General features: G+C 47.4%; 10 protein-coding genes. All 10 read right to left on the bottom strand.

Features of this window, described 5'->3' with window-relative positions; all coding sequences use genetic code 11:
* Nucleotides 1-9 precede the first annotated feature (9 nt).
* Nucleotides 10-1203: a methionine adenosyltransferase gene (gene metK, locus BVE84_RS02470; RefSeq protein ID WP_076995507.1), complete on the bottom strand. Its 1194-nt coding sequence runs from the start codon at nucleotides 1201-1203 to the stop codon at nucleotides 10-12.
* Nucleotides 1204-1906: 703 nt separating this feature from the next.
* Entirely contained in the window at nucleotides 1907-3124 is a 1218-nt protein-coding gene (locus BVE84_RS02465; RefSeq protein WP_076995506.1) for an ABC transporter permease, read from the bottom strand.
* A complete protein-coding gene (locus BVE84_RS02460) occupies nucleotides 3121-4014 on the bottom strand; it encodes an ABC transporter ATP-binding protein (protein WP_076995505.1) in 894 nt (297 codons plus the stop codon). The genes BVE84_RS02465 and BVE84_RS02460 overlap by 4 nt, the downstream gene beginning before the upstream one ends.
* Before the next feature lie 494 nt (nucleotides 4015-4508).
* On the bottom strand, nucleotides 4509-4976 hold the full coding sequence (locus BVE84_RS02455) for a deoxycytidylate deaminase (RefSeq protein WP_076995504.1): 468 nt from the start codon (nucleotides 4974-4976) through the stop codon (nucleotides 4509-4511).
* 66 nt (nucleotides 4977-5042) lie between these two features.
* On the bottom strand, nucleotides 5043-5807 hold the full coding sequence (locus tag BVE84_RS02450) for a hypothetical protein (RefSeq protein ID WP_076995503.1): 765 nt from the start codon (nucleotides 5805-5807) through the stop codon (nucleotides 5043-5045).
* A gap of 17 nt (nucleotides 5808-5824) precedes the next feature.
* Complete coding sequence (gene polA, locus BVE84_RS02445; protein ID WP_076995622.1) at nucleotides 5825-8464, bottom strand: DNA polymerase I; 2640 nt, start codon at nucleotides 8462-8464, stop codon at nucleotides 5825-5827.
* 559 nt (nucleotides 8465-9023) lie between these two features.
* Complete coding sequence (locus BVE84_RS02440; protein ID WP_076995502.1) at nucleotides 9024-13334, bottom strand: G5 domain-containing protein; 4311 nt, start codon at nucleotides 13332-13334, stop codon at nucleotides 9024-9026.
* A gap of 69 nt (nucleotides 13335-13403) precedes the next feature.
* Complete coding sequence (locus BVE84_RS02435) at nucleotides 13404-22028, bottom strand: putative Ig domain-containing protein (protein ID WP_076995501.1); 8625 nt, start codon at nucleotides 22026-22028, stop codon at nucleotides 13404-13406.
* Nucleotides 22021-22467 (bottom strand): hypothetical protein, encoded by a 447-nt coding sequence (locus BVE84_RS02430; RefSeq protein ID WP_076995500.1) that lies wholly within the window; start codon nucleotides 22465-22467, stop codon nucleotides 22021-22023. Before BVE84_RS02430 ends, BVE84_RS02435 begins: the two co-directional genes overlap by 8 nt.
* A gap of 11 nt (nucleotides 22468-22478) precedes the next feature.
* Nucleotides 22479-23114, bottom strand: a complete 636-nt coding sequence (locus tag BVE84_RS02425; protein WP_076995499.1) for a hypothetical protein — start codon at nucleotides 23112-23114, stop codon at nucleotides 22479-22481.
* Between the last annotated feature and the right edge of the window lie 621 nt (nucleotides 23115-23735).

Genomic DNA, 23735 nt, shown 5'->3' with positions numbered 1-23735 from the left:
GAACTCAGACTATTCTTCAAGAATTTTTTTAAGAGCTGCCACCTTATCCAAGCGCTCCCATGGCAAATCAATATCGGTTCGTCCCATATGTCCATACGCTGCTGTTTGGCGGTAAATCGGCCGTTTTAAATCCAACATGTGGATAATGCCGGCTGGTCGTAGGTCAAATAAGTCTCGGATGGCTGCTTCCAGCCGACTCTCTGCTACTAGACCTGTCCCAAATGTGTCAATCCGCACCGATACTGGATGTGCCACCCCAATCGCATAGGCCAACTGAACTTCTGCTTTTCTAGCAAGACCCGCTGCAACGATATTTTTAGCGATATAACGGGCCGCATAAGAGGCTGAACGATCCACCTTGGTTGCATCTTTGCCAGAAAAAGCACCGCCACCATGACGGGCATAACCGCCATAGGTATCGACAATAATTTTACGACCAGTCAAGCCAGAGTCGCCTTGTGGTCCTCCAATGACAAATCGGCCAGTAGGATTGATGAAGTACTTCGTCTGCTCATCTAGATAGTGAGCAGGAATGACAGCCGTAATGACCTGTTCAATGATGTCTTTACGAATCCTTTCCTGACTGACTTCTGGATCATGCTGCGTCGAGATGACCACTGTATCGACGCGCAAAGGCTGGTCATCTTCATCGTATTCAACTGTCACCTGACTTTTAGCATCTGGGCGAAGATAGGCAATCTCCCCAGACTTTCTCAAGTCTGCCAATTTCTTGACCAGACGATGGCTCAGTGAGATTGGCAGTGGCATCAACTCGGGTGTTTCATCTACAGCAAAGCCAAACATGAGCCCTTGGTCACCAGCCCCAATTTGATCCAAGGAATCTTGATTCATACCTTCACGGACTTCTAGGGCTTCGTGAACTCCTTGTGCAATATCAGGTGATTGCTCTACCAAGGACGGATGGACTCCCACCGTTTCCGCTGAAAAACCATACTCAGTATTGGTATAGCCAATTTCTGCAATCGTATCTCGGACCAAGCGGTTAATATCAACATAAGCAGTGGTGGAGATTTCTCCAAATACATGGACAGACCCTGTATAAACAGCCGTTTCAGCTGCAACATGGGCCTCCGGATCCTGCTCTAACACCGCATCTAAAATCGCATCGGAAATCTGATCTGCAATCTTATCTGGATGCCCCTCAGATACCGACTCAGAAGTGAAAAGTTTACGTTCTGACATCTTCATGTCCCCCTTTAAATAAAATTGATACAAAGAAAACAACTGCTCGCTTCCTCCCATTACCGTGGTCTACAGACACAGCCTAGTAACTTGGGCTTGATAGACCACCTACTGGTCACTGCTATAGAAAAAAGTGAGACTCTGGAGCTGTTTTTCTCAGTGAGTTAAAAGTTACAAAGCACCGACTGTTCCATTTTTGGAGCAATCGCCTTTTCGGGACTCATAACTCCTCTAGTATACCATGTTTGGAAAGAAATTTCCGATTTTTTCAATCGCCTGAACCCCAACCCAGCCTTTCCTTGATATTTATACCCACCCCAACCATCTAGGGATGAAGAGAACAATACTCAATAAAAATCAAAAAGAAACTGGACCGCATCCAGCTCAGGTTGTAGACAAAGTATCTCTGAGAAAATTTGTCAATGTCAACATCGAAGGATAGTATCAGTGCTCTTATCTCTTCGTGAAAAGGCGAGCGAAGCGAGCCCATAACCGCTACTTTACGCCGTAGCAAAAAACACCAGAAACGTTATGTTTCTGGTGTTCGGAGATTTTGAGACTCAGGCTCAAAATCTAGGCATGAAATCCCGTAGGGAGTTGCTGCCGTCCGTGCTACCTAAGTAAAGTATCATAATAAAATAATCGTTTTGAAGAAAATAAACTTTTTCTTCAGTCTAAACTGGACCGCATCCAGCTTCCTGTATTATTTATACTTTATGGCACGTTGGAAATTTTTCCATATCCCTGCATCATCTGTCTGGAGAATCAGACTGGAATAAATTTTTCCGATGTACCAGATACTGCCCGCTGTTGTCGCTAACAAAATGCCAAGAGATAGAAACCCTTCAAGATAGGAGGCTTCTGCATGAATCAAGCGAATGGGCATAAAAAATGGTGAGAAAAAGGGAATGTAAGACCCTATAGTCAGCCAGATATTCTCCCCTTTTACTCCCAAGGTTACACTGACCATCATGGCCACTACCACCAGTATAATCACTGGTTGAACAGCCTTATTGGCATCCTCCACACGTGTCACCAAGGCTCCACAGGCTGCAGAAAGCACGATATAAAAGACCAAGCCAAATAACATGAAAAAGAGGATATAGACTGTCGATGGCTGGAATAAGAGTGTCAATGCCTCTTGATACTGCTCTAAGAAGATCTGAACAAGCGGAAACTGGCTAGCAACAAAGTAGGCGAGCAAGAAACCGACGACATAAATCGAAATATGGGTAAACACAACTGCCATAATCCCTAGCATGCGACCGTAAAAGTAGTTGGACGCACGAACGCTAGAAAAAATGACCTCCATAATCTTGGTCCCTTTTTCATTGGCGACATCCTGCGCAGTCGTTGCTGCATAGACAATGAGGAGCATGTAGAGGGCAAGTGAGAGGATAAAGACTAGGCCTGATTGAAGGGATTGAAGCAATTCTGTATCCTTCTCAATGACTTCATCATAGAGAATCTCTCTGGATAAGATTTCTTTTTGTTCCTCGCTCAACTTCGCCGTCTCCTGGCTCAATGCTACCTGTAGTTTATTCAAGCGATCCACAACATCTTTCTTAGCAAAGGAATCCATGCTTTCCTTACCACGGTAGCCTGCATGTACCTGATGCTCCTTGACCTCTACCACGAGATAGGCATCTATCTCTCCTGCCTCCACTGCTTTTTGAGCAGTCCTTTCATCCTGATAGGCAAAGCTGTATTGAGCCTGTCCCTCACCCAAGGCTCCTTGAACCTCTGGACTGGCCGTCACAACAGGTAGCGGATCCGAGGAGGATTGAGACATGCCAACCAGCACTCCCGAGCCGATAGAGATACCCAGAAAAAGAAACGGGCTCAAGACCATAAACACGAAACTCCATGATTTCACATGACGGAAATAGGTTTCTTTTATGACAATATACAGTTGTTTCATAAGTCGACTCCTGATTCTAATTTGAAGATTTCATCAATCGTTGGGGCTTGCTGGTCAAAGGTGGATACATATTGTCCCTGAGTAAGAATATCAAATAAGGCTGGTCCTGCTGTTTCATCATCCAGAACCAAACGCCAAGTACCTTGCTTGGTGCGGCTGACCTTAACTACATGGGGCAAAACTTCTAATTCTTCCTGTGTCCTCTCACTTGCAACAAAAATACGTGTCTTACCGTAGCTGTTGCGGACATCTTCAACTGTCCCTGAAACGACTACCTCTCCATCACGAATCATCAAAATATCATCGCAGAGTTCTTCCACATTGGTCATGACATGGTCTGAAAAAATAATGGTTGCTCCCCGTTCTTTTTCTTCAACAATAACCTGCTTAAGTAGCTCCGTATTAACAGGATCCAGACCACTAAATGGCTCATCTAGGATAATCAAATCCGGATGGTGCATGAGGGTAATGATTAGCTGTATTTTCTGTTGATTTCCCTTGGATAAACTTTTGATTTTATCTGTCGGATTGCCCTTCACTTGTAATCTATCCATCCAAAGCGGTAATTGTTCTTTGATATAAGCAGTAGACAATCCTTTCAAACTAGCCAGATAATGCACTTGATGATAGACCGTTAATTTCGGCATCAGGCTACGCTCTTCTGGTAGATAGCCGATTTTCTCATAGGTCGCTTGGGAAATAGCCTCTCCGTCTAAGCGAATCTCTCCCTCATAATCCAAGAAATTTAAAATGCTATGAAAGATGGTCGTCTTTCCTGCACCGTTTTTTCCTACTAGACCGATAATCCTCCCTCTTTCTGCTCGAAAATCAATCCCATGTAAAACTGCTTTTTGTCCGAAACGTTTCTTTAGTCCTGACACTTCTAACATAGTGAACCTCCTTGTCTCCATCAACAGCATGTATAAGCACTGTCATAGTCTGTTAGTCTACATTTTGCATCCTTTGTTTTCCCTATTTCTCTTCAGTTGTTGATTTTTTTGAGTATTACATAACTATATCCTTATTATACTCCTAATTACAAAAAATGCAATCACAGGCAGACAAAAGACACCCCCTAGCAGAAGGCGTGTCTGCAATAGGATACATCAGTAAGTCTAGGCAAGCTAGCTCTGAGAAATTTTCTCCACTGGTTCATCAGACTACAGGAACAGCGCTACCCTCTCAGCAAAAAAGCGCTTGAGGGGAGTCACTATACGACCTATTCCGCCAAGCTACAAAGCTCATGAAAAAAGCAACTGTCCAGTGGAGAGTTGCTTCCATCATCTATACAGCGAGCCTAGCCTGCAACAGATACTAAAAATAGAGGGTTGACCTAGTGTTCCATTCGACTAGCTTACTAATGTCTTTTGATGTTCATGGAGTATCAAATCCAATCTGTCTGAGCAATCGCTTCTCTTACTCTTTCAATCGGCAGTTGAACGAGCTCACAATTTTTTTCTCGATAAAGGTACTTGGCATAGTCGTCAATCCTATATTCATTGATATACACCACGCGTTTACAACCTACTTGGAGCAGCTGCTTGGAGCAATTTAGACAGGGAAAATGGGTGACATAGGCGGTAAATCCTTTGGGAATCCCCCGCGTCGCTCCTTGTAAAATCGCATTGACCTCCGCATGCAGGGTCCGCACACAGTGACCATCCACTACCAAGCATTCCTGATCCAAGCAATGCTCCGTTCCTGAGACAGAACCATTATAACCGGTTGCGACAACCTTGTTATCCTTTACGAGAACCGCACCAACCTTGGCTCGTTTACACGTCGCGCGATTAGCAATCAAGAGTGCCTGCGCTGCAAAGTATTCATCCCAGGCCAAACGTTTTTCTGACATCTCTATCCTCCTCATGTATATCTTCCTTCTTCTACCTTCTAGTGCAGAAGAGAACCATCATCCTACCTACTGAGAAGTTAGTGGCACCGTTTCGGTCTCCCGCTGACCGGCTAACTGATGCAAGATGGTTTTGAGCTGGGAAACCGTCGTCAATACTGCTTCTTCATAGCCCAATCCTTCCGACGAAAGAGGATAGATAATCGCTCCCACGATAACAGAGTCATCATAATTTCCTGTATCTTCTAAACGATAAAAGGTAATTTTAGCAGCATTATTATCGGGATTTACTTCATAGCCAACTCGCCACTCCTGATCCTCGATAGCAACAGTGCTTTCTTGAATAAAGTTCTGACCATCCGCTTTCAGACGTTGCGCCAACTCCTCCTGCTTCATGACCTCTCCACCTGAGAGGGGGGAGGTTAGATAGACATCTAGGCTATAAACTTGCACACCAAATGCCAAGCCTCCTTCAAAGGATCTATAAACAGCGTCCCTAGGCTGCGTCTCGCTATTGACACCCTCAAGCTGCCAAGTATCTGGTACTTGATAGAGACGATAGGTCACTTCCTCACTATCTCCCGCCCCAACTGTTTTTATCACCCCATTTTTAGCAGAATAGAGTTTTTCTTGGGCCTTGTTCGTCTGAATAGCGCGAGGAGCCGCCTCTACGAGCTTCTGAAAATCAATGGTCCCTGACTTTGGTACTAGCTGACTATTCAAATCTAGACTCGCCTCTGTCGCAGAGGATGAGGTCGAGGAGCTTCCTTTTTCTCCACAGGCTGACAGGCACAGTAGAGCCGCTACTACTAAATATAACACTTTCTTTTTCATCTGTATGCTTATCCTTTCTACTTAGCTTCATACCAAGTCTTGCCCGCATTTTCATCGGCAATCAATGGAACGGAAAGAGAAATCGCCGCTTCCATCACTTCCTTCACCATGGAGCGAATCCTAGCCAACTCATCATTTGGTACTTCTAGTACAATCTCATCGTGTACCTGCAAGAGCATGCGCGTGCGCAGGCCCTCTTCTCTCATCGCCTTATCTAGATTGATCATGGCCACCTTCAGGACATCGGCTGCTGACCCCTGAATAGGAGAGTTGATAGCAGTTCGCTCAGCAAAATTCCGAACATTGAAATTGCGCGAGTGGATGTCGGGAATCTCCCTACGACGGTGGTAGATGGTCTCTACATACCCCTTGTCGCGCGCCTCACGAACAATCCTTTCCATGTAGTTCTTGATTCCTGGAAAGCGTTCAAAATACGTGTTGATATAGGCTTTCGCTTCTTTTCGACTAATCCCCAAATTATTGGACAAGCCAAAATCTGAAATCCCATAGACAACCCCAAAGTTCACTGCCTTAGCATTTCGACGGTCATTGGCTGTCACATCTTCTGGTCTTTCGATACCAAAGACCCGCATAGCGGTCGAAGTATGAATATCCGCCCCTTGACGGAAGGCTTCAATCAGATGTTCGTCCTGCGAAATATGCGCCAAAATCCGCAATTCAATCTGCGAATAGTCTGAACTCAGTAAGACACTATCCTCCCACTCTGGAACAAAGGCCTTGCGAATCAAGCGCCCTTGCTCTAGTCGTACAGGAATATTTTGCAAGTTGGGGTCGGTACTGGATAGACGACCTGTCTGGGTCAAATCTTGAACATAGCGAGTATGAATCTTCCCGTCCTCCATAATGGATTCCTGAAGACCAATCACGTAGGTAGACTGCAACTTAGTAATCTGGCGATATTCGAGAATCTTCGAGACAATCGGCGCGATAGGTGCCAGTCTTTCCAAGACATCGACAGCCGTTGAATAGCCTGTCTTGGTCTTTTTGGTAAATTCAAGTGGCAAGCCCATCTTCTCAAAGAGAATCATCCCCAGCTGCTTGGGCGAGTTGATGTTAAACTCTTCACCAGCCAAATCATAAATGTCCTGCGTCAACTGTTCAATCAAGATGTCATTTTCAGCCTGCATGACCTTGAGAGTCTCTGCTTCCACTTTTATCCCGGTCATCTCCATTTTCGCAAGGACATTGGCAAGTGGTAGCTCTATAGCAAAGAGTAAATCTGACTGCTGATTCTCAGCTAGCTTGGCACGCATGGTCGACTCAGTCTCTACTAGCACTGCCAGTTTATTGGCCAAGTGCTGATAGAGAGCTGCCTGATCGGGTAGCATACGCTTTGCTCCCTTGCCATACACTACCTCATCAGCATCCAATCTATGTTGACCATAGAGGGTCGCAATCGTCGCAATCTCATTATCTTCGACTGTGCTGAGGAGGTACTTAGCCAAGCGACTATCGAAAGCTGCCAAGCCTAGCTCAATCCCATAGTGGGAAAGGAGGACCTTGCTCCGTTTGAAATCATAGGTCTTAATGGCTGTCTTACTCAAAAACTCCCGCAGAATATCCTGGGAGAGTAAGTCTGCCCCACCCACGTAAATGGTCTTTTCATCTCCCCAAGCTAGAGCGATGATCGGCTCCTTATGATAATTTTCGCCAAAGATTTCAAAGTGGAAAAACTGCTCTTCGTGGAGCATGCTCGCCTCAATAGTTTCAACGGTTACAAAGTCATTCCTGCGAGCCGCAGGTCCAGTCGCCTCACTTCCTAACTGGGAGCGAAGCACTTTAAAGCCCATGTCCTCGTAGAAGCGTGCCAGTTGTTCTATATCTGGTCCTTGGTAGACAATATCGTCCAGACCGATGCTAATCGGTGCCTGAGTATCAATGGTCGCTAAGGTTCGTGAAAGGAAGGCCTGCTCCTTATCCTGAATCAGATTCTCCTTCATCTTGGAGGGTTTCATCCTGTCAAGCTGCTCATAAATTCCGTCGAGCGACCCGTATTCGGTCAACAGTTTCAGCCCTGTTTTTTCACCGATTTTGGTCACACCGGGGATATTATCTGACTTATCGCCCATGAGTGCTTTTAAATCGATGAATTGGGCTGGTGTGATGCCCATTTTTTCCATGAGATAGGCTGGTGTGAACTCCTCAAATTCTGCCACCCCTTTTTTAGAAATTTCAACGATGGTATTATCATCGGTCAGCTGGATCAAGTCCTTATCACCGCTAACAATGGTAACATCAAACGGTAGCTCTGTCCGCTCTGCCATTTTGTCTAGGGTGCCAATGATATCGTCTGCCTCGTAGCGCTCCAATTCGTAGTGGCGAATCCCCATGACATCTAACATCTGACGAATGAAGGGGAATTGCTCCCGAAACTCGTCTGGTGTCTTGGCCCGACCTGCCTTGTAATCCTGATACATCTCCGTACGAAAGGTCGTTTTACCCGCATCAAAGGCGACCAACACATGGGTCGGCTGGATGCGCTTCATCATATGGTCGAGCATGAGATGAAAACCATAAATAGCATTGGTATGAAGCCCAGTTGGATTCTTAAAGCGATCGATTTGATTGTAGAGGGCAAAGAAGGCACGAAAAGCCACAGAGGAGCCATCTATTAGTAATAATCTATTTTTTTTCATATTTTTATCCATATTCCCATTATACCACACCTCCTCCTATTTTCTTACCGATAAGGCATAAAAAAACTAGCCCGACCGAGCTAGTTTTCGCATGGACCTATCTTCCTCCCTGTCTGATGACTCCTACAGCAGCTCTAATACTCTTTAAAAATCAAAAGGATACGTTGTCACCTTGTCTCGGTGAGTGAAAAGCTCCAGTGGAGGTTTTCAGCCTGTTCCCTTGAAATAAGATGGAACAGAGTTCTACCTTCGACTTCGTTTCCTAGTCTACTTTTGATTTTTATTGAGTATAAAAAGAGATTGGCATGATTTCTATGGACTTCTCTCTGGTGAAGCTCTTGGAGAACGAAATGCCCATCGCCTTCTCTATCCAGTCCTCATAAATGACCATTACCAGCTGGTCAGGTAGCCCAGACAGCCTATGGTATCGAATGACCTAACTATAATGGAGTCATTAGGCATGGAACCTCCACAGGACTGCCGTCCATACTGTCCAGTAACCATCAACTGTTGAAGAGTAGCCCGTAGGGTATTCTGCAAACTCAAGATAAGATTATCTCTATTCTTTCTTCCGAGGTTTCAAGTCAATAACAGCGGAGGCAGTCACAATCATAAAGGTTGCTAAAGGAAGAAATAGCTGGGTGATTTCTCCTGTTTGAGGAAGAACCTGCTGATTCTTTGGCTCTTTCACATCTTTTTGAAGCGGAGGCAGCTCCCTCTCGTCCATTGATAAGAAATTAGTGTTCTTATTTGAATCAAGGTTTCCTCCCTTGGTCGTTCCGATAATAGGAGCTGCTTTTGTACCGTATTCGATGATTTCATCTACTGGCTCTTTCGTAATTTGGTTAGACTTCTCGACACGGCTAGTCTCCTTGCCGTTCGTAAGAGTGACCGTCTCGACAATCGTACGCTCGCCATTGACACCAGCTTGGACGACCTGTTCGTAGCCTACTCCTTGTTCGGGATTAGCGCGACGGACTGTCTTATAGGCGATTAACTCCGTACGAGTTTCCTCACGAGTCTCAACGACTGGAGCTGATTTCGTGCCATATTCGATGATTTCATCTACTGGTTCTTTCGTAATCTGGTTAGACTTCTCAACGCGGCTGGTCTCGACACCATCGGTCAGGGTGACCGTCTCGACAATCGTACGTTCGCCATTGACACCAGCTTGGACAACTTGTTCGTAGCCTACTCCTTGTTCGGGATTAGCACGGCGGACTGTCTTATAAGCGACTGGCTCTGTGCGGCTTTCCTCACGAGTCTCAACGACTGGGGCTGATTTCGTGCCGTATTCGATGATTTCATCTACTGGCTCTTTCGTAATCTGGTTGGACTTCTCGACACGGCTGGTCTCCTTGCCGTCAGTCAAAGTGACCGTCTCGACAATCCTGCGTTCACCATTGACACCAACTTGGACGACCTGTTCGTAGCCTACTCCTTGTTCGGGATTAGCGCGACGGACTGTCTTATAGGCAACTGTCTCAGTGTGGGTCTCCTCCTTCGTTTCAACGACTGGGGCTGATTTCGTACCATATTCGATGATTTCATCTACTGGCTCTTTCGTAATCTGGTTGGACTTCTCGACGCGGCTGGTCTCAACACCGTCGGTAAGAGTGACCGTCTCGACAATCGTACGCTCGCCATTTTGACCCTGCTGGACAACCTGTTCGTAGCCTACTCCTTGTTCGGGATTAGCGCGACGGACTGTCTTATATGCAACTGTCTCAGTGTGGGTCTCCTCCTTCGTTTCAACGACTGGAGCTGCTTTCGTACCGTATTCGATGATTTCATCTACTGGTTCTTTCGTAATCTGGTTGGACTTCTCAACACGGCTGGTCTCCTTGCCATCGGTCAAAGTGACCGTCTCGACAATCGTACGCTCACCATTTTGACCCTGCTGGACAACCTGTTCGTAGCCTACTCCTTGTTCGGGATTGGCACGGCGAATCGTCTTATAGGCGACAGACTCCGTGCGGGTTTCTTCCTTCGTTTCAACGACTGGGGCTGATTTCGTACCATATTCGATGATTTCATCTACTGGTTCTTTCGTAATCTGGTTAGACTTCTCGACGCGGCCTGTCTCCTTGCCGTCAGTCAAAGTGACCGTCTCGACGATTGTGCGCTCACCATTGACACCAGCTTGGACGACCTGTTCGTAGCCTACTCCTTGTTCAGGATTAGCGCGACGGACGGTCTTATAAGCAACTGTCTCAGTACGGGTTTCCTCACGAGTCTCAACGACTGGAGCTACTTTCGTACCATATTCGATGACTTCATCTACTGGCTCTTTTGTAATCTGGTTGGACTTCTCGACACGGCGGGTCTCCTTGCCATCAGTCAAAGTGACCGTCTCGACAATCCTGCGCTCGCCATTTTGACCCTGCTGGACAACCTGTTCGTAGCCTACTCCTTGTTCGGGATTAGCGCGACGGACTGTCTTATATGCAACTGTCTCAGTGTGGGTCTCCTCCTTCGTTTCAACGACTGGAGCTGCTTTCGTACCGTATTCGATGATTTCATCTACTGGTTCTTTCGTAATCTGGTTGGACTTCTCAACACGGCTGGTCTCCTTGCCATCGGTCAAAGTGACCGTCTCGACAATCGTACGCTCACCATTTTGACCCTGCTGGACAACCTGTTCGTAGCCTACTCCTTGTTCGGGATTGGCACGGCGAATCGTCTTATAGGCGACAGACTCCGTGCGGGTTTCTTCCTTCGTTTCAACGACTGGGGCTGATTTCGTACCATATTCGATGATTTCATCTACTGGTTCTTTCGTAATCTGGTTAGACTTCTCGACGCGGCCTGTCTCCTTGCCGTCAGTCAAAGTGACCGTCTCGACGATTGTGCGCTCACCATTGACACCAGCTTGGACGACCTGTTCGTAGCCTACTCCTTGTTCAGGATTAGCGCGACGGACGGTCTTATAAGCAACTGTCTCAGTACGGGTTTCCTCACGAGTCTCAACGACTGGAGCTACTTTCGTACCATATTCGATGACTTCATCTACTGGCTCTTTTGTAATCTGGTTGGACTTCTCGACACGGCGGGTCTCCTTGCCATCAGTCAAAGTGACCGTCTCGACAATCCTGCGCTCGCCATTGACACCAGCTTGGACAACCCGTTCGTAGCCTACTCCTTGTTCGGGATTGGCACGGCGGACTGTCTTATAGGCGATTGACTCCGTACGGGTTTCTTCCTTCGTCTCAACGACTGGAGCTACTTTCGTACCATATTCGATGACTTCATCTACTGGCTCTTTCGTAATCTGATTGGACTTCTCAACACGGCCTGTCTCGACACCATCGGTAAGAGTGACCGTCTCGACGATCGTACGCTCACCATTTTGACCCTGCTGGACGACCTGTTCGTAGCCTACTCCTTGTTCGGGATTAGCACGGCGGACTGTCTTATAGGCAACTGTCTCAGTACGGCTCTCCTCACGAGTCTCAACGACTGGAGCTGCTTTCGTGCCGTATTCGATGATTTCATCTACTGGTTCTTTCGTAATCTGATTGGACTTCTCAACACGGCCTGTCTCGACACCATCGGTAAGAGTGACCGTCTCGACGATCGTACGCTCACCATTTTGACCCTGCTGGACGACCTGTTCGTAGCCTACTCCTTGTTCGGGATTAGCACGACGGACTGTCTTATAGGCGACCGGCTCTGTCCGGCTTTCCTCACGAGTCTCAACGACAGGAGCTGATTTCGTACCGTATTCGATGACTTCATCTACTGGCTCTTTCGTCATCTGGTTGGACTTCTCGACACGGCTGGTCTCCTTGCCATCGGTCAAAGTGACCGTCTCGACAATCCTGCGCTCACCATTGACACCAGCTTGGACGACCTGTTCTTGACCCTCTGCTAGGGCAGGATTGGCACGGCGAATCGTCTTATAAGCGACTGGCTCTGTGCGGCTTTCCTCCTTTACCTCAATGACAGGTTCGGCAGGTCGAACATTATTTTTCCCTTTGGCAATGTTATCCAGAGACGCACTTACACTCGTCCCATCCACGAAGAGAATGGAAAAGGTTCCTTCTGAGGATAGAACATATTCTTGAATGTCATTGCCCCAATCTGCTTCGTACCAACTCTTGAGCGCTCCTACTAAACTTGCCTTTTCAGTATCCGTCAGCTGATAGATATTTTCCACTCTTATTTTTTCAAATGAGCCTAAGCCAAAATCTTCCCCCATTACACTGACAAATTCTTCAGATAGGGGGGCTGCTAGCTTGGCATTTTTAGCAGCACGAATTGCATTTTCCAATTTATTTCTGCCACTATAAATACCTAAGAATTCTTCCAGAGCAGCTTGTGCACTATATAATTCTTGTGTATTTGGTAGGGTTGATAAAATATCATCCAATCGGACATTCAAAGCCTGCTTTTGCTCTTCAGTAATTCCATTTTCGGACCCTGTGTAATTCATATCTTGTCGATAAGGATCCACCGTTCTTGACAGTTCATCAAGAATGATCGGTCCCTGCTGTTTGACACTGTCTCCTTTGGCAATGACAGCTTCCATATTTCTGACCAGCTGTTCAGCTTCACTCACAACGGCTTGATAGGCATTGTAAGCCTCAGGTTGAATCCCTTCTGGAGCCACTTTCTCCGCATTGGTGATTTGATGGATGTAGCCCTGTACCTTGGCAACGTCAAAATTTGTATAGGTTGTGATGATATTGCGGATGTTCGCATCTTTTGATAGAACTTGTTGACCAATGAGCGTATCAGCGTGAACCGTTGTTGTAGCAATCACCCCCGGCAATACACTGGCTCCAATGATAACAGAGGCTGCTCCTATCGAGAATTTGCGAATCGCATATTTTTTTATGCAATTCCAATTAACTGAAGATTTCTTCATATCACTCCTCCTTTTCATCTAACAATAAGTACAGCACTACTAAAAGGCTGTACTTATTTATGATTTCACCTATTTTTCATCTTCTTTTCTTTTATTTTTGAATAGCATAGCTCCACTTAGTCCTAAGCTAGCAAAGGCTAGAACATTTAGGAATGGGAGTGTCTCTGTACCTGTATTTGGTAATTGAGAACGTGAAGTAGCTGATTGATGTGAAGAAGATGGGAACGATGAAGTAAATGCCTTTGTCGATACCATATTTGGAAGTAGGCTTCCTTGATTTGGATCTGTTGGCGTGCTTGGATTCGTTGGTTTACTTGGTTCCGTTGGTTTGTTTGGTTCCGTTGGTTTGTTAATGCAACTACATTCCCCATCTTTACCATCTTTACCATCAATTCCATCGCGAACAAATTCACGACTAACTTCACGACCATCACCATCTGTGACAATAACCCAGATACCTGTATGCCCATCCGTATTCTTACCTGGAACCGTTGTGACTACTGGAGTTTTACCATCCTTGCCATCACGGACAAATTCACGGCTAATCTCGTTGCCATTACCATCGCGGATAATCACCCAAATTCCTGTATGACCTTCTGTATTCACACCTGGTGTGGCTTCAACTGTCGGAGACTTGCCGTCAACGCCGTCACGACCATCACGACCGTCGCGACCATCGCGAACAAATTCACGACTGACTTCACGACCATCACCATCTGTGACAATAACCCAGATACCTGTATGCCCATCCGTATTCTTACCTGGAACCGTTGTGACTACTGGAGTTTTACCATCCTTGCCATCACGGACAAATTCACGGCTAATCTCGTTGCCATTACCATCGCGGATAATTACCCAAATTCCTGTATGACCTTCTGTATTCACACCTGGTGTGGCTTCAACCGTCGGAGACTTGCCGTCAATGCCGTTGCGACCATCACGACCGTCTTCACCCTTATCTCCCTTGTCGCCCTTGCTGCCATCTGGGATAAAGGTGCGACTTAGCTCATTGCCGTCGCCATCTTTGGTGATAACCCAAGTACCATCTACTTCTTCGCCAGCAGGGTTGGTACCACGGCCTCGCTCTGTGGCTACACTTGGAGACTTACCGTCTACACCGTCACGACCATTCTGACCGTTTTGACCGTCTGGGATAAAGGTACGGGCTATTTCAGTGCCGTCACCATCTCTGGTAATCACCCAAGTACCATCTACTTCTTCACCAGCAGCGTTGGTACCACGGCCGCGTTCTGTGGCTACACTTGGAGACTTACCGTCTACGCCATCACGGCCATTCTGACCATCTTGGCCGTTTTGACCGTCTTCACCCCTATCTCCCTTGTCGCCCTTGCTGCCATCTGGAATAAAGGTACGGTTCAATTCGTTACCGTCGCCGTCTTTGGTGATCACCCAAGTACCATCTACTTCTTCGCCAGCAGGGTTGGTACCACGGCCTCGCTCTGTGGCTACACTTGGAGACTTACCATCGACACCGTCTCGACCATTCTGACCGTTTTGACCGTCTGGGATAAAGGTACGGGCGATTTCAGTGCCGTCACCATCTCTGGTAATCACCCAAGTACCGTCTACTTCGTCACCAGCAGGGTTAGTACCACGGCCACGTTCTGTCGCGACACTTGGGGACTTACCATCTACGCCGTTCTGACCATTTTGGCCAGCTTCGCCCTTCTCACCTTTATCTCCCTTATCGCCCTTGCTGCCATCTGGGATAAAGGTGCGGCTTAGCTCATTGCCGTCACCATCTTTGGTGATAACCCAGGTACCGTCTACTTCTTCACCAGCAGAGTTAGTACCTTTACCACGTTCTGTCGCAACACTTGGGGACTTGCCGTCTACGCCATTCTGGCCGTTTTGGCCATCTTCACCCTTATCTCCCTTATCGCCTTTGCTTCCATCTGGGATAAAGGTGCGACTTAGCTCATTGCCGTCGCCATCTTTTGTGATGACCCAAGTACCGTCTACTTCTTCACCAGCAGGGTTAGTACCCTTGCCACGTTCTGTCGCAACACTTGGGGACTTGCCATCTTGACCATTTTGACCATCTTCGCCTTTATCTCCCTTATCGCCTTTGCTTCCGTCTGGGATAAAGGTACGGGTTAGCTCATTGCCGTCACCATCCTTGGTAATCACCCAAGTACCGTCTACTTCGTCACCAGCAGGGTTAGTACCACGGCCACGTTCTGTCGCGACACTTGGGGACTTGCCATCTACGCCGTTCTGACCATTTTGGCCAGCTTCGCCCTTATCGCCTTTATCTCCCTTATCGCCTTTGCTTCCATCTGGGATAAAGGTGCGGCTTAACTCGTTGCCATCTACGTCCTTGGTAATCACCCAAGTACCGTCTACTTCGTCACCAGCAGGGTTAGTACCTTTACCACGTTCTGTCGCAACGCTTGGGGACTTGCCGTCTTGACCATTTTGGCCATCCTCGCCTTTATCTCCCTTGTCGCCCTTGCTGCCATCTGGGATAAAGGTGCGGCTTAGCTCGTTGCCGTCACCGTCCTTGGTAATCACCCAAGTACCGTCTACCTCTTCGCCAGCAAGGTTGGTACCACGGCCACGTTCTGTCGCAACACTTGGGGACTTGCCGTCTACGCCGTTCTGACCGTTTTGGCCATCCTCGCCTTTATCTCCCTTGTCGCCCTTGCTGCCATCTGGGATAAAGGTGCGGCTTAGCTCATTGCCGTCGCCATCTTTTGTGATGACCCAGGTACCGTCTACCTCTTCACCAGCAGGGTTAGTACCACGGCCACGTTCTGTCGCGACACTTGGGGACTTACCGTCTACGCCGTTTTGGCCATCTTCACCCTTATCTCCCTTGTCGCCCTTGCTTCCATCTGGGATAAAGGTACGGTTCAACTCGTTGCCGTCACCGTCCTTGGTAATCACCCAAGTACCGTCTACTTCGTCGCCAGCAGGGTTAGTACCCTTGCCACGTTCTGTCGCAACACTTGGGGACTTGCCGTCTACGCCATTCTGACCATCTTCACCTTTATCTCCCTTGTCGCCTTTGCTGCCATCTGGGATAAAGGTGCGGCTTAGCTCATTGCCGTCGCCGTCCTTGGTAATCACCCAAGTACCGTCTACTTCTTCACCAGCAGGGTTAGTACCCTTGCCACGTTCTGTTTCGACACTTGGGGACTTGCCGTCTTCTCCTCGAGAACCATTTTGCCCGTCTGGAATAAAGGATAAGAAATCATCATATTCATTGAGAATCCACGTTCCATCTACGATGTTCCCTGCACTATCCTTTCCTCGACCACGTTGTACTTTTAAAATTGTTCCTGGGCTTCCGTCTTCGCCCTTGTCGCCCTTGCTGCCATCTGGGATAAAGGTGCGGCTTAGCTCATTGCCGTCACCATCTTTGGTGATGACCCAGGTACCGTCTACCTCTTCGCCAGCAGCGTTAGTACCACGGCCACGTTCTGTCGCAACACTTGGGGACTTGCCGTCTACGCCGTTCTGACCGTTTTGGCCATCTTCGCCTTTATCTCCCTTGTCGCCCTTGCTGCCATCTGGGATAAAGGTGCGGCTTAGCTCATTACCGTCGCCATCTTTGGTAATGACCCAAGTACCGTCTACCTCTTCACCAGCTGCGTCAGTACCCTTACCACGTTCTGTTTCGACACTTGGGGACTTGCCGTCTTGGCCATTATCGCCCTTGGTAATCTGTGGAACAGCTGTCGCTGAAATAGCGTCACTCGGGGTCTTGCCTTTTTCTGTTTGTTTTGCATCAACACTCTGACCTTTTTCAAAGGCTGGAAGATCCGTAATGGACCAAGTTCCGCTTTCCCCGACGGTGGTCTCTCTCACCGTACCGTCTGGTAGGCTTACTTTGACGGTGGCATTTGGAGTTCCATAGCCCGAAACGGCAGTATCACCTTCAATAATCTTATTGAGACGAGGGTCCGCTGATTGCACAGAGTCTGGCAATTCAATCACATCTAACCTTGCTACAGCAACCTTTGTCCGTTTCCCATCTTCACTGGTGACGCTGGCCTGAATGTCGTAGCGTCCCGCTTTCGTTGGCGTCCCACTGATGGTCTTGGTTCCGGCATCGTAGACTAGCCCTTCCGGTAACTGGGTCTCATCAAAGTCAAGTGTGGCACCATCGGTATGCGTTAAGACCATATTACGTATGTTGCTTCCTAGCAAGATTGTCTGCGCATCATTGCTGATGACGAGATCCAAATCAGCAGGAACAACCTTAATGACAAAGGTTTCCACATCTTCTGCGCCACCCAAATCCGAGTTATTTTTAGCCTTCATACGGAATTCAAAGGTACCGATACGGCTCGGAGTCCCACTGATAGTCTTGGTCGCACTGTCATACCGCAGGCCGTACTGGTCGCGGAACAGGGCATCTAGGCTACTTTCTGGCACATCTCCATAAGGGGTCGATAGGTATAAATCTGATAAGCGACTGTGGCTTACCTGAACAGGTGTGATGTCATCTCCAAGTGTCACCTGTTGATTATCCCTATCTACTTCCACATCCGCAGCGATTGGCAAGACTGTAATGGAAAATGTAGTATTGGCCTCAATATTTCCTTCCAAGTCTGGGTAGCTGGCTCTAGCTTCAAGAATGTAGGTTCCCACCTTCTTAGGAGTTCCACTAATCGTCTTTGTTGTAGCATCATAGCTGAGACCTGCTGGTAACTCACTCACAATCTCGACATGCGCGCCCTCACTTGCTGTTAGCACCAGATTCGGCATTTGGCTTTCTACTACGGTCGTCTGATTTCCAGCGCTCACATTGATAGCCTTATCTGTTACGATCAGTACATATTGGCCAGTTGCTTCTGTATTGCCAGATAGGTGTGGGTAGCGTGCTGTGTAGCTCACCACAAAGCGTCCCACCTTTGTAGGCCTACCGCTGATAGTCTTTGTTTCGCGATTATAAGTGACACCCGATGGGAGTTGGTCATCAGAAATATAACTAATTTCTCCACCCTCACTCGGTCGAATCACAAAATCTTGAATAGCTGTTCCTGCGGTCACCGTTTCCTGACCACTGTTGACACCAATGTACTTATCTGTCACATTGAGGACAAACCAGCCTGTCGCAGTCGTATTCCCCTCAATATTAGGATAGCTTGCTGTATAAGGGATGCGGAAGGTTCCTACACGGGTCGGGGTGCCACTGAAGGTCTTGCTGTCACTATCATAGGTGACGCCTGGCGGTAACAAATAGGTATTGATATTCCCAATGCTCGCTCCGGCTGTCGTTTCAATGGTGAAATTCTGAATAGCTGTCCCTACTTCCAGTGTCTGGTCATTACTGGTCACCGTCACCGGACGATTGGTAATCCGAAGCGTGATTCTACCATTAACCCGTTGTGTCGTCCCGTTCACTGTCCGAACCAGTGAATAGGTGTACTCCCTTTCTCCAACCCGAGTGGTCGTCCCGTTAATCGTCGCCTCCTCTCGGTTAAAGGTCAAGCCATAGTTCCCTAAATCTCGCGCATTCCAATCGCTAAACTCGAGTGTGGCATTGCCTGGCTTTTCAATGAGAAGTTCCTCAATAGCATCTCCTGCAACCACTTCTCGTACATAGTCATCTGCCACTAACTCACCCGGCTCTACCGTGAGGTGGATGGATTTTGTTGCACTCAAACCATCTTTTTCAGCCAGTATCGTGATATGATAGGTGCCTGCCTCTACTCCACGCCCTGAGAAGGTCTTGGTACTTGGTGAAAAGCGCAGTCCCTTTGGCAGGGCTGTAATCACGCTCAATTCAGCGCCTTCGGTATGCGTCACGACCATGTTTTCATACCGCTGGCCTTCCTTGACAGTTTGAATGGCATTCGTGACATCTAGGTCCAGCTGATTATCATTTGGCCGTACTTCGTAGGTGAAGTCGGTGTAGACTGTGTCAGTGCCACCTTCACTATTGCGATAGGATACCTGCAAACGGGCTGTTTGGTTTTCCGTCGTACGGGTTGTTGCGACCCCATTGATGGTCTTACCTGTACTATCTGCTAGTAGATCGGCATGATTGCCCATGCGGATGACTTTTATCTCTGTAATGTCGGAATTGTGCTCCATGCTGACAGGGATGGGGTCAATCCGAGAGCCTTCTGTCCACACTTGGTGGGGGATGGCAAGGATATTGTCCACGACCTTGAAGGACATCTCACGGGTCGGGGCATTGTCACCGAAGTGACCATCCACGGCGCGCACTTGGAAGGTGTAGACACCCGGTGCAAGGGTGACCCCTGCTTTTTTCTTGACCGTCTGCGTTGAGGCGTCATATTCTGTCCCATCTGGGAAACGAACAGGAACAACGCTGGCATTGATTTTGTTTAGCTCAACCTTTCCGAGTACCTGCTCCTCACTGGAAGCTGGGACAAGGACCGCTTTGGTGACCGCATCCGTGTAGGCTGCATTTCCTTCAAAGCGGACATCAGCATTGGTCAGGTGCCCGTCCTGCGAACGCTCAACTGTAGTAATGTTGATACGGAAGTTCCGCGTGACGCCATTGCTATCTGTCGTCTTAAAGGTGACAAAAGCACTTCCCTGAGTTCCTGACTCCCCCATCTTCTTAAATAGCACCCAGTAGGGACCGATGGGATATTTGCTCTCATAATTCGTTCTCCCATCATACCCTGTTGAATACATGGTAGCTTTATCCATATTTACATGGTCTAAATACCAAAGGGCCCCAACTGTATTTAAGTGGGTGTCGAATGGACGATTGGCTAGGGTGTTTCTGTCAATAAATTCCAGTTCCCATCCAGACGTCCCCCCTGTCTGCTCAAACTTGGTAATGGTTACCTCTTCTGTAAAGTTGACATAGGAGTCGGGATGGAGTAGCTGAAAACCTGCCACATACTGAGGGGTTGTACTCGTTGCATCCGCCACGGTCTTCTTGGCATTAGGATCATTTGAAATGTAATAGCCAAAGGGGGTGGTGGTCACCTTCATCTCATAGGTTAGATCACGATTTTGGTAATCATCCGTATCATTCCCTTTGTCAGTCCTGATGGGACCACCATTATTTGCATTCTTGAAATAGGCGGCATTGGCATACTCCCGTACATTAGGATTTTCTCCACTATTTAATCCATTCGCCAAATCCCGTAGAATAAAGGTTCTCGGGTCTTCGATTTTAAGTAGGGCGGTTGCCTTGTAGCCTGAATTGGCTTTTGCTACAAGTCCAATCTGATAGCTCCCTGCCAGTAGAGCTGGGTCTGAAAAATCTAATATCCCCGTGATATAGTTGGAAACAGGGTCATAGTTGAGACCTAGTTTCTGGGCATCGGCTGTCAATTCTACCTCATCCGTCCCAATCCGCGTCAGCCCCATTTTATAGCGAACCTGAGCCTGAGTCCCATTTTTCTTGACCGTGTAATCAACATTGGAAACATTATTTCCCCAGTACCGTTCAATAGTCATGTAAGGAGTTCGATCACGATGAGCCTGATAGTCCTCCTTTGAAAGGAAGGACAAGCTAGGGCCATCAACGGTTTTATCCACACCATTCTGCCTAATATTAAATCTTAATGGAAGGGTATTAGGCGTCCCACTTGTAATCCAAATTTGACCCTCATAAAACCCTGTAATAGCATCGTATCTACCATCATAAATATCACTGCTATTTACAGACTCAATACCTTCGCCACTAATTTTAAACTTGAATCTTGCCCATGTGTTAGTCGACTTATCATAGAAACCACCCCAATTTTCAATGTTAGATACAGACACCAGCTCAATCGTTACAGGATTTTCTTCTGCCGCTCGTCTGACACGCCTTGGAGCTTCTGCTGGGAAGTTTTGGAAGCGTTCTACCGGATAGGTCACTTTGGTCGTCGTGCCTTCACTTAATTCAACTGTTTTTTGGGTCTCTAGTCCATCTGGCACGTAAAAATCTGCCAGGGCTGCTTCATTGGTGAGTTCTGCGCCGATTTCAGTGACGCTGGCTGTCGCCACTGCCTCAGTAGTTGTCACCGCCTTTTCTTTTTGGATACTAAAGACGACCTCTCCAGTCTGCCGATTCACATATTCTACCGTATAGGTCAAGGACACCGTCCGTGAGGTGTTGTCAGGAGACGCCTGCTTTTCTGCTTCTGTTGCAGCTGTTGAAGATTCTGCAGCTCCTTCCTCAACCACTACCTTGTCTACCAAGGCATTCTTAGCTTGTGATAAGTTGGAAATCACTGCGACCAAGGCCGCATCCTGGGCTTCAACTTCCGCCTGGCTCGTAGCCCCGTTGGCAAGAAGGAGGGCTGCTTTTTCTTCCTCCTGTCTCGCTGTCGCAAGGGCTGCCTCATAGCCCGCTAGGCTCTCTGGCGTTTTCTCACTGGTATTCGTAGCTGCACTTTGCTCCAGCAGGGTTCTGAGGGTTGCGAGGGTCTGCGCCAAACTCGAGGTATCAAGAGGAGCAGGGACTACTGCTTCCGCCCCAGTCTCCTCGGCTGGACTTTCAGCTACAGTTGGGGCTACCTCAGTTGTAGAAACCGTGTCTACTTCTGGGCTTTCTTCAGTTGTTGCATTTTCCTCGGCTGGGACTGGCGCTACCTGTCCTGCACCGGCAGTAGCAGGAGAGACCTCCTCTGCATAAAGAGGGCTACTCACACCGACTGTCGTCCCGATGGCTGCAGCTGCAACAACTGCCTTCAGGCGTTTTTGTTCCAGACGTAGGCGTTTTTTATTTCGTTGTCTTTTACTCATGATTCACTTTTTCCTTTTGACTGATAATATGGTTGGTTAAAAATGTAAGGGAGCGTTCTACAATGTATCCCCCTTTACTAAGAATGAAAAACAGGTTTTCCAAATCTTGTGAGACCCTCGTCACATAGCGGGCAAAGACTCGATTGTCATCATCGAGTGCGAAATAGTAATAGAGTCCATGTTGTAGGTTGAGAAGATTGAGACCATCCAACCAGAGAGAGCGCTCTGCCCTCTCGGGCAGATAGGCCAGCTGGTTAAAGACAATCTGGGCGATACACTCGCTGTCCCCCTTGGAGATGGAGAGGGCAAAGTCCACTTGGTGTTCCTCAAAGATTAAAACTCTTCCCTTGTAGATGAAGGCATCTTCCTCTTCCTTGATTTTCAAAGGAAAACCTCTGGCTTCTAGTATCTCTTGAAATAGTTGGTTTAGATCCGACATACTCCTGTCTCCTATTGAGAGCCTAGGGAGTAGAGAGGGATTTCCCCCGTATACTCTTTACTCTGTTCAAATTTCTCAGTTTGACGTGAGGTGGTATTGGGACGCTTTTCAGGACCGGTAGCTATCTGCTTGGTGAGATAGAGGACCTTCTGGCTGTTCTCTAAAATCGTATTTAACTCAGAATTGCGGTCATGTAAATCGCCCAATTCAATGTGATCCACCATCTCCATGTGCCGATTGAGCAACTGACGAAGCTCCACCTTCATAAACTCCTCGTGGTTGACAATCCTGCGGCGGGCTTCTTCCAGCTCTTGGAGCTTCACTTCCGTATTGCGCACACGATTACTAAGATTCTCCTTGGTGAGACGAATCAATTCCTCTGCTTCCACTTCTGAATTCGCCAAAATATCCCTTGAAATGCGTTTGGCTTCTGTCAGCGCTTCAGAAATGAATAGTTCTTTTTCTTGATAGCGCTCAATGGTTCGCTTGAAGGTCGCATTCAACTCTTCCAGGTCACGCATCTTTTTTTCGTAATCGCTCCGCTGCCGATTTAATTCACTTTCATGCTCTCTGCGCTGAGCATTCAATACTCTATGCACAGAGGCCTTTGAATAGCCAAAGAGCAAGGTTCCTTTTAATTCAGCCATATTTCCTCCTCAAATGTTGGGTTCTCCTATCCTATTATTCTCTAAAAAAAGAAAGGACAGGCAGACATAATATTTTCCTATCTATTCTACCCCCCCCCCCGCCTATTTTGTCAAGGGGAAATGCCTAGATAATGAGCATTTTTTATCCAAAATTTTTCCACAGATTCTATAGCTGGTCCAGAGAGGGGTACTACTACTCCTACTCTTCAAAAATCAAAAAGCAAACTGGGAAATAAAGACGAAGGAGATTGACATAAGAAAAAATACAAGAGAGTAAAACAGCTCCTCGAAAAAATAGGAAATACGGCACACAAAAACCAGCCCTATCGAATAGAGCTGGTTTCTATATGTGATACACTTTGATATTCTTCAAAGATCTCTTTAAAACACGTCGACGACATCGCTGGCTCTCGCAAGTTCAAGTAAGATGTGAAGCCGTTAAAAAACCGAATGAAAAATAGGAAATCGAAGCAGGTTGTCTTGCAACCAATGAGATTTATCTTTTTTCCGAGGTTTTAGGCTGAACTCAATTACACAAGATGTGAGGACGTTAAAAGGTCTAAGTGAAAATAGGAAATACGACGAGTGAAAAGCTCCTGTGGAGGTTTTCAGCCTCTTCAT

Source organism: Streptococcus azizii (genome assembly GCF_001984715.1).
GTDB lineage: Bacteria > Bacillota > Bacilli > Lactobacillales > Streptococcaceae > Streptococcus > Streptococcus azizii.
This window is presented reverse-complemented; position numbering and strand designations above follow the sequence as displayed.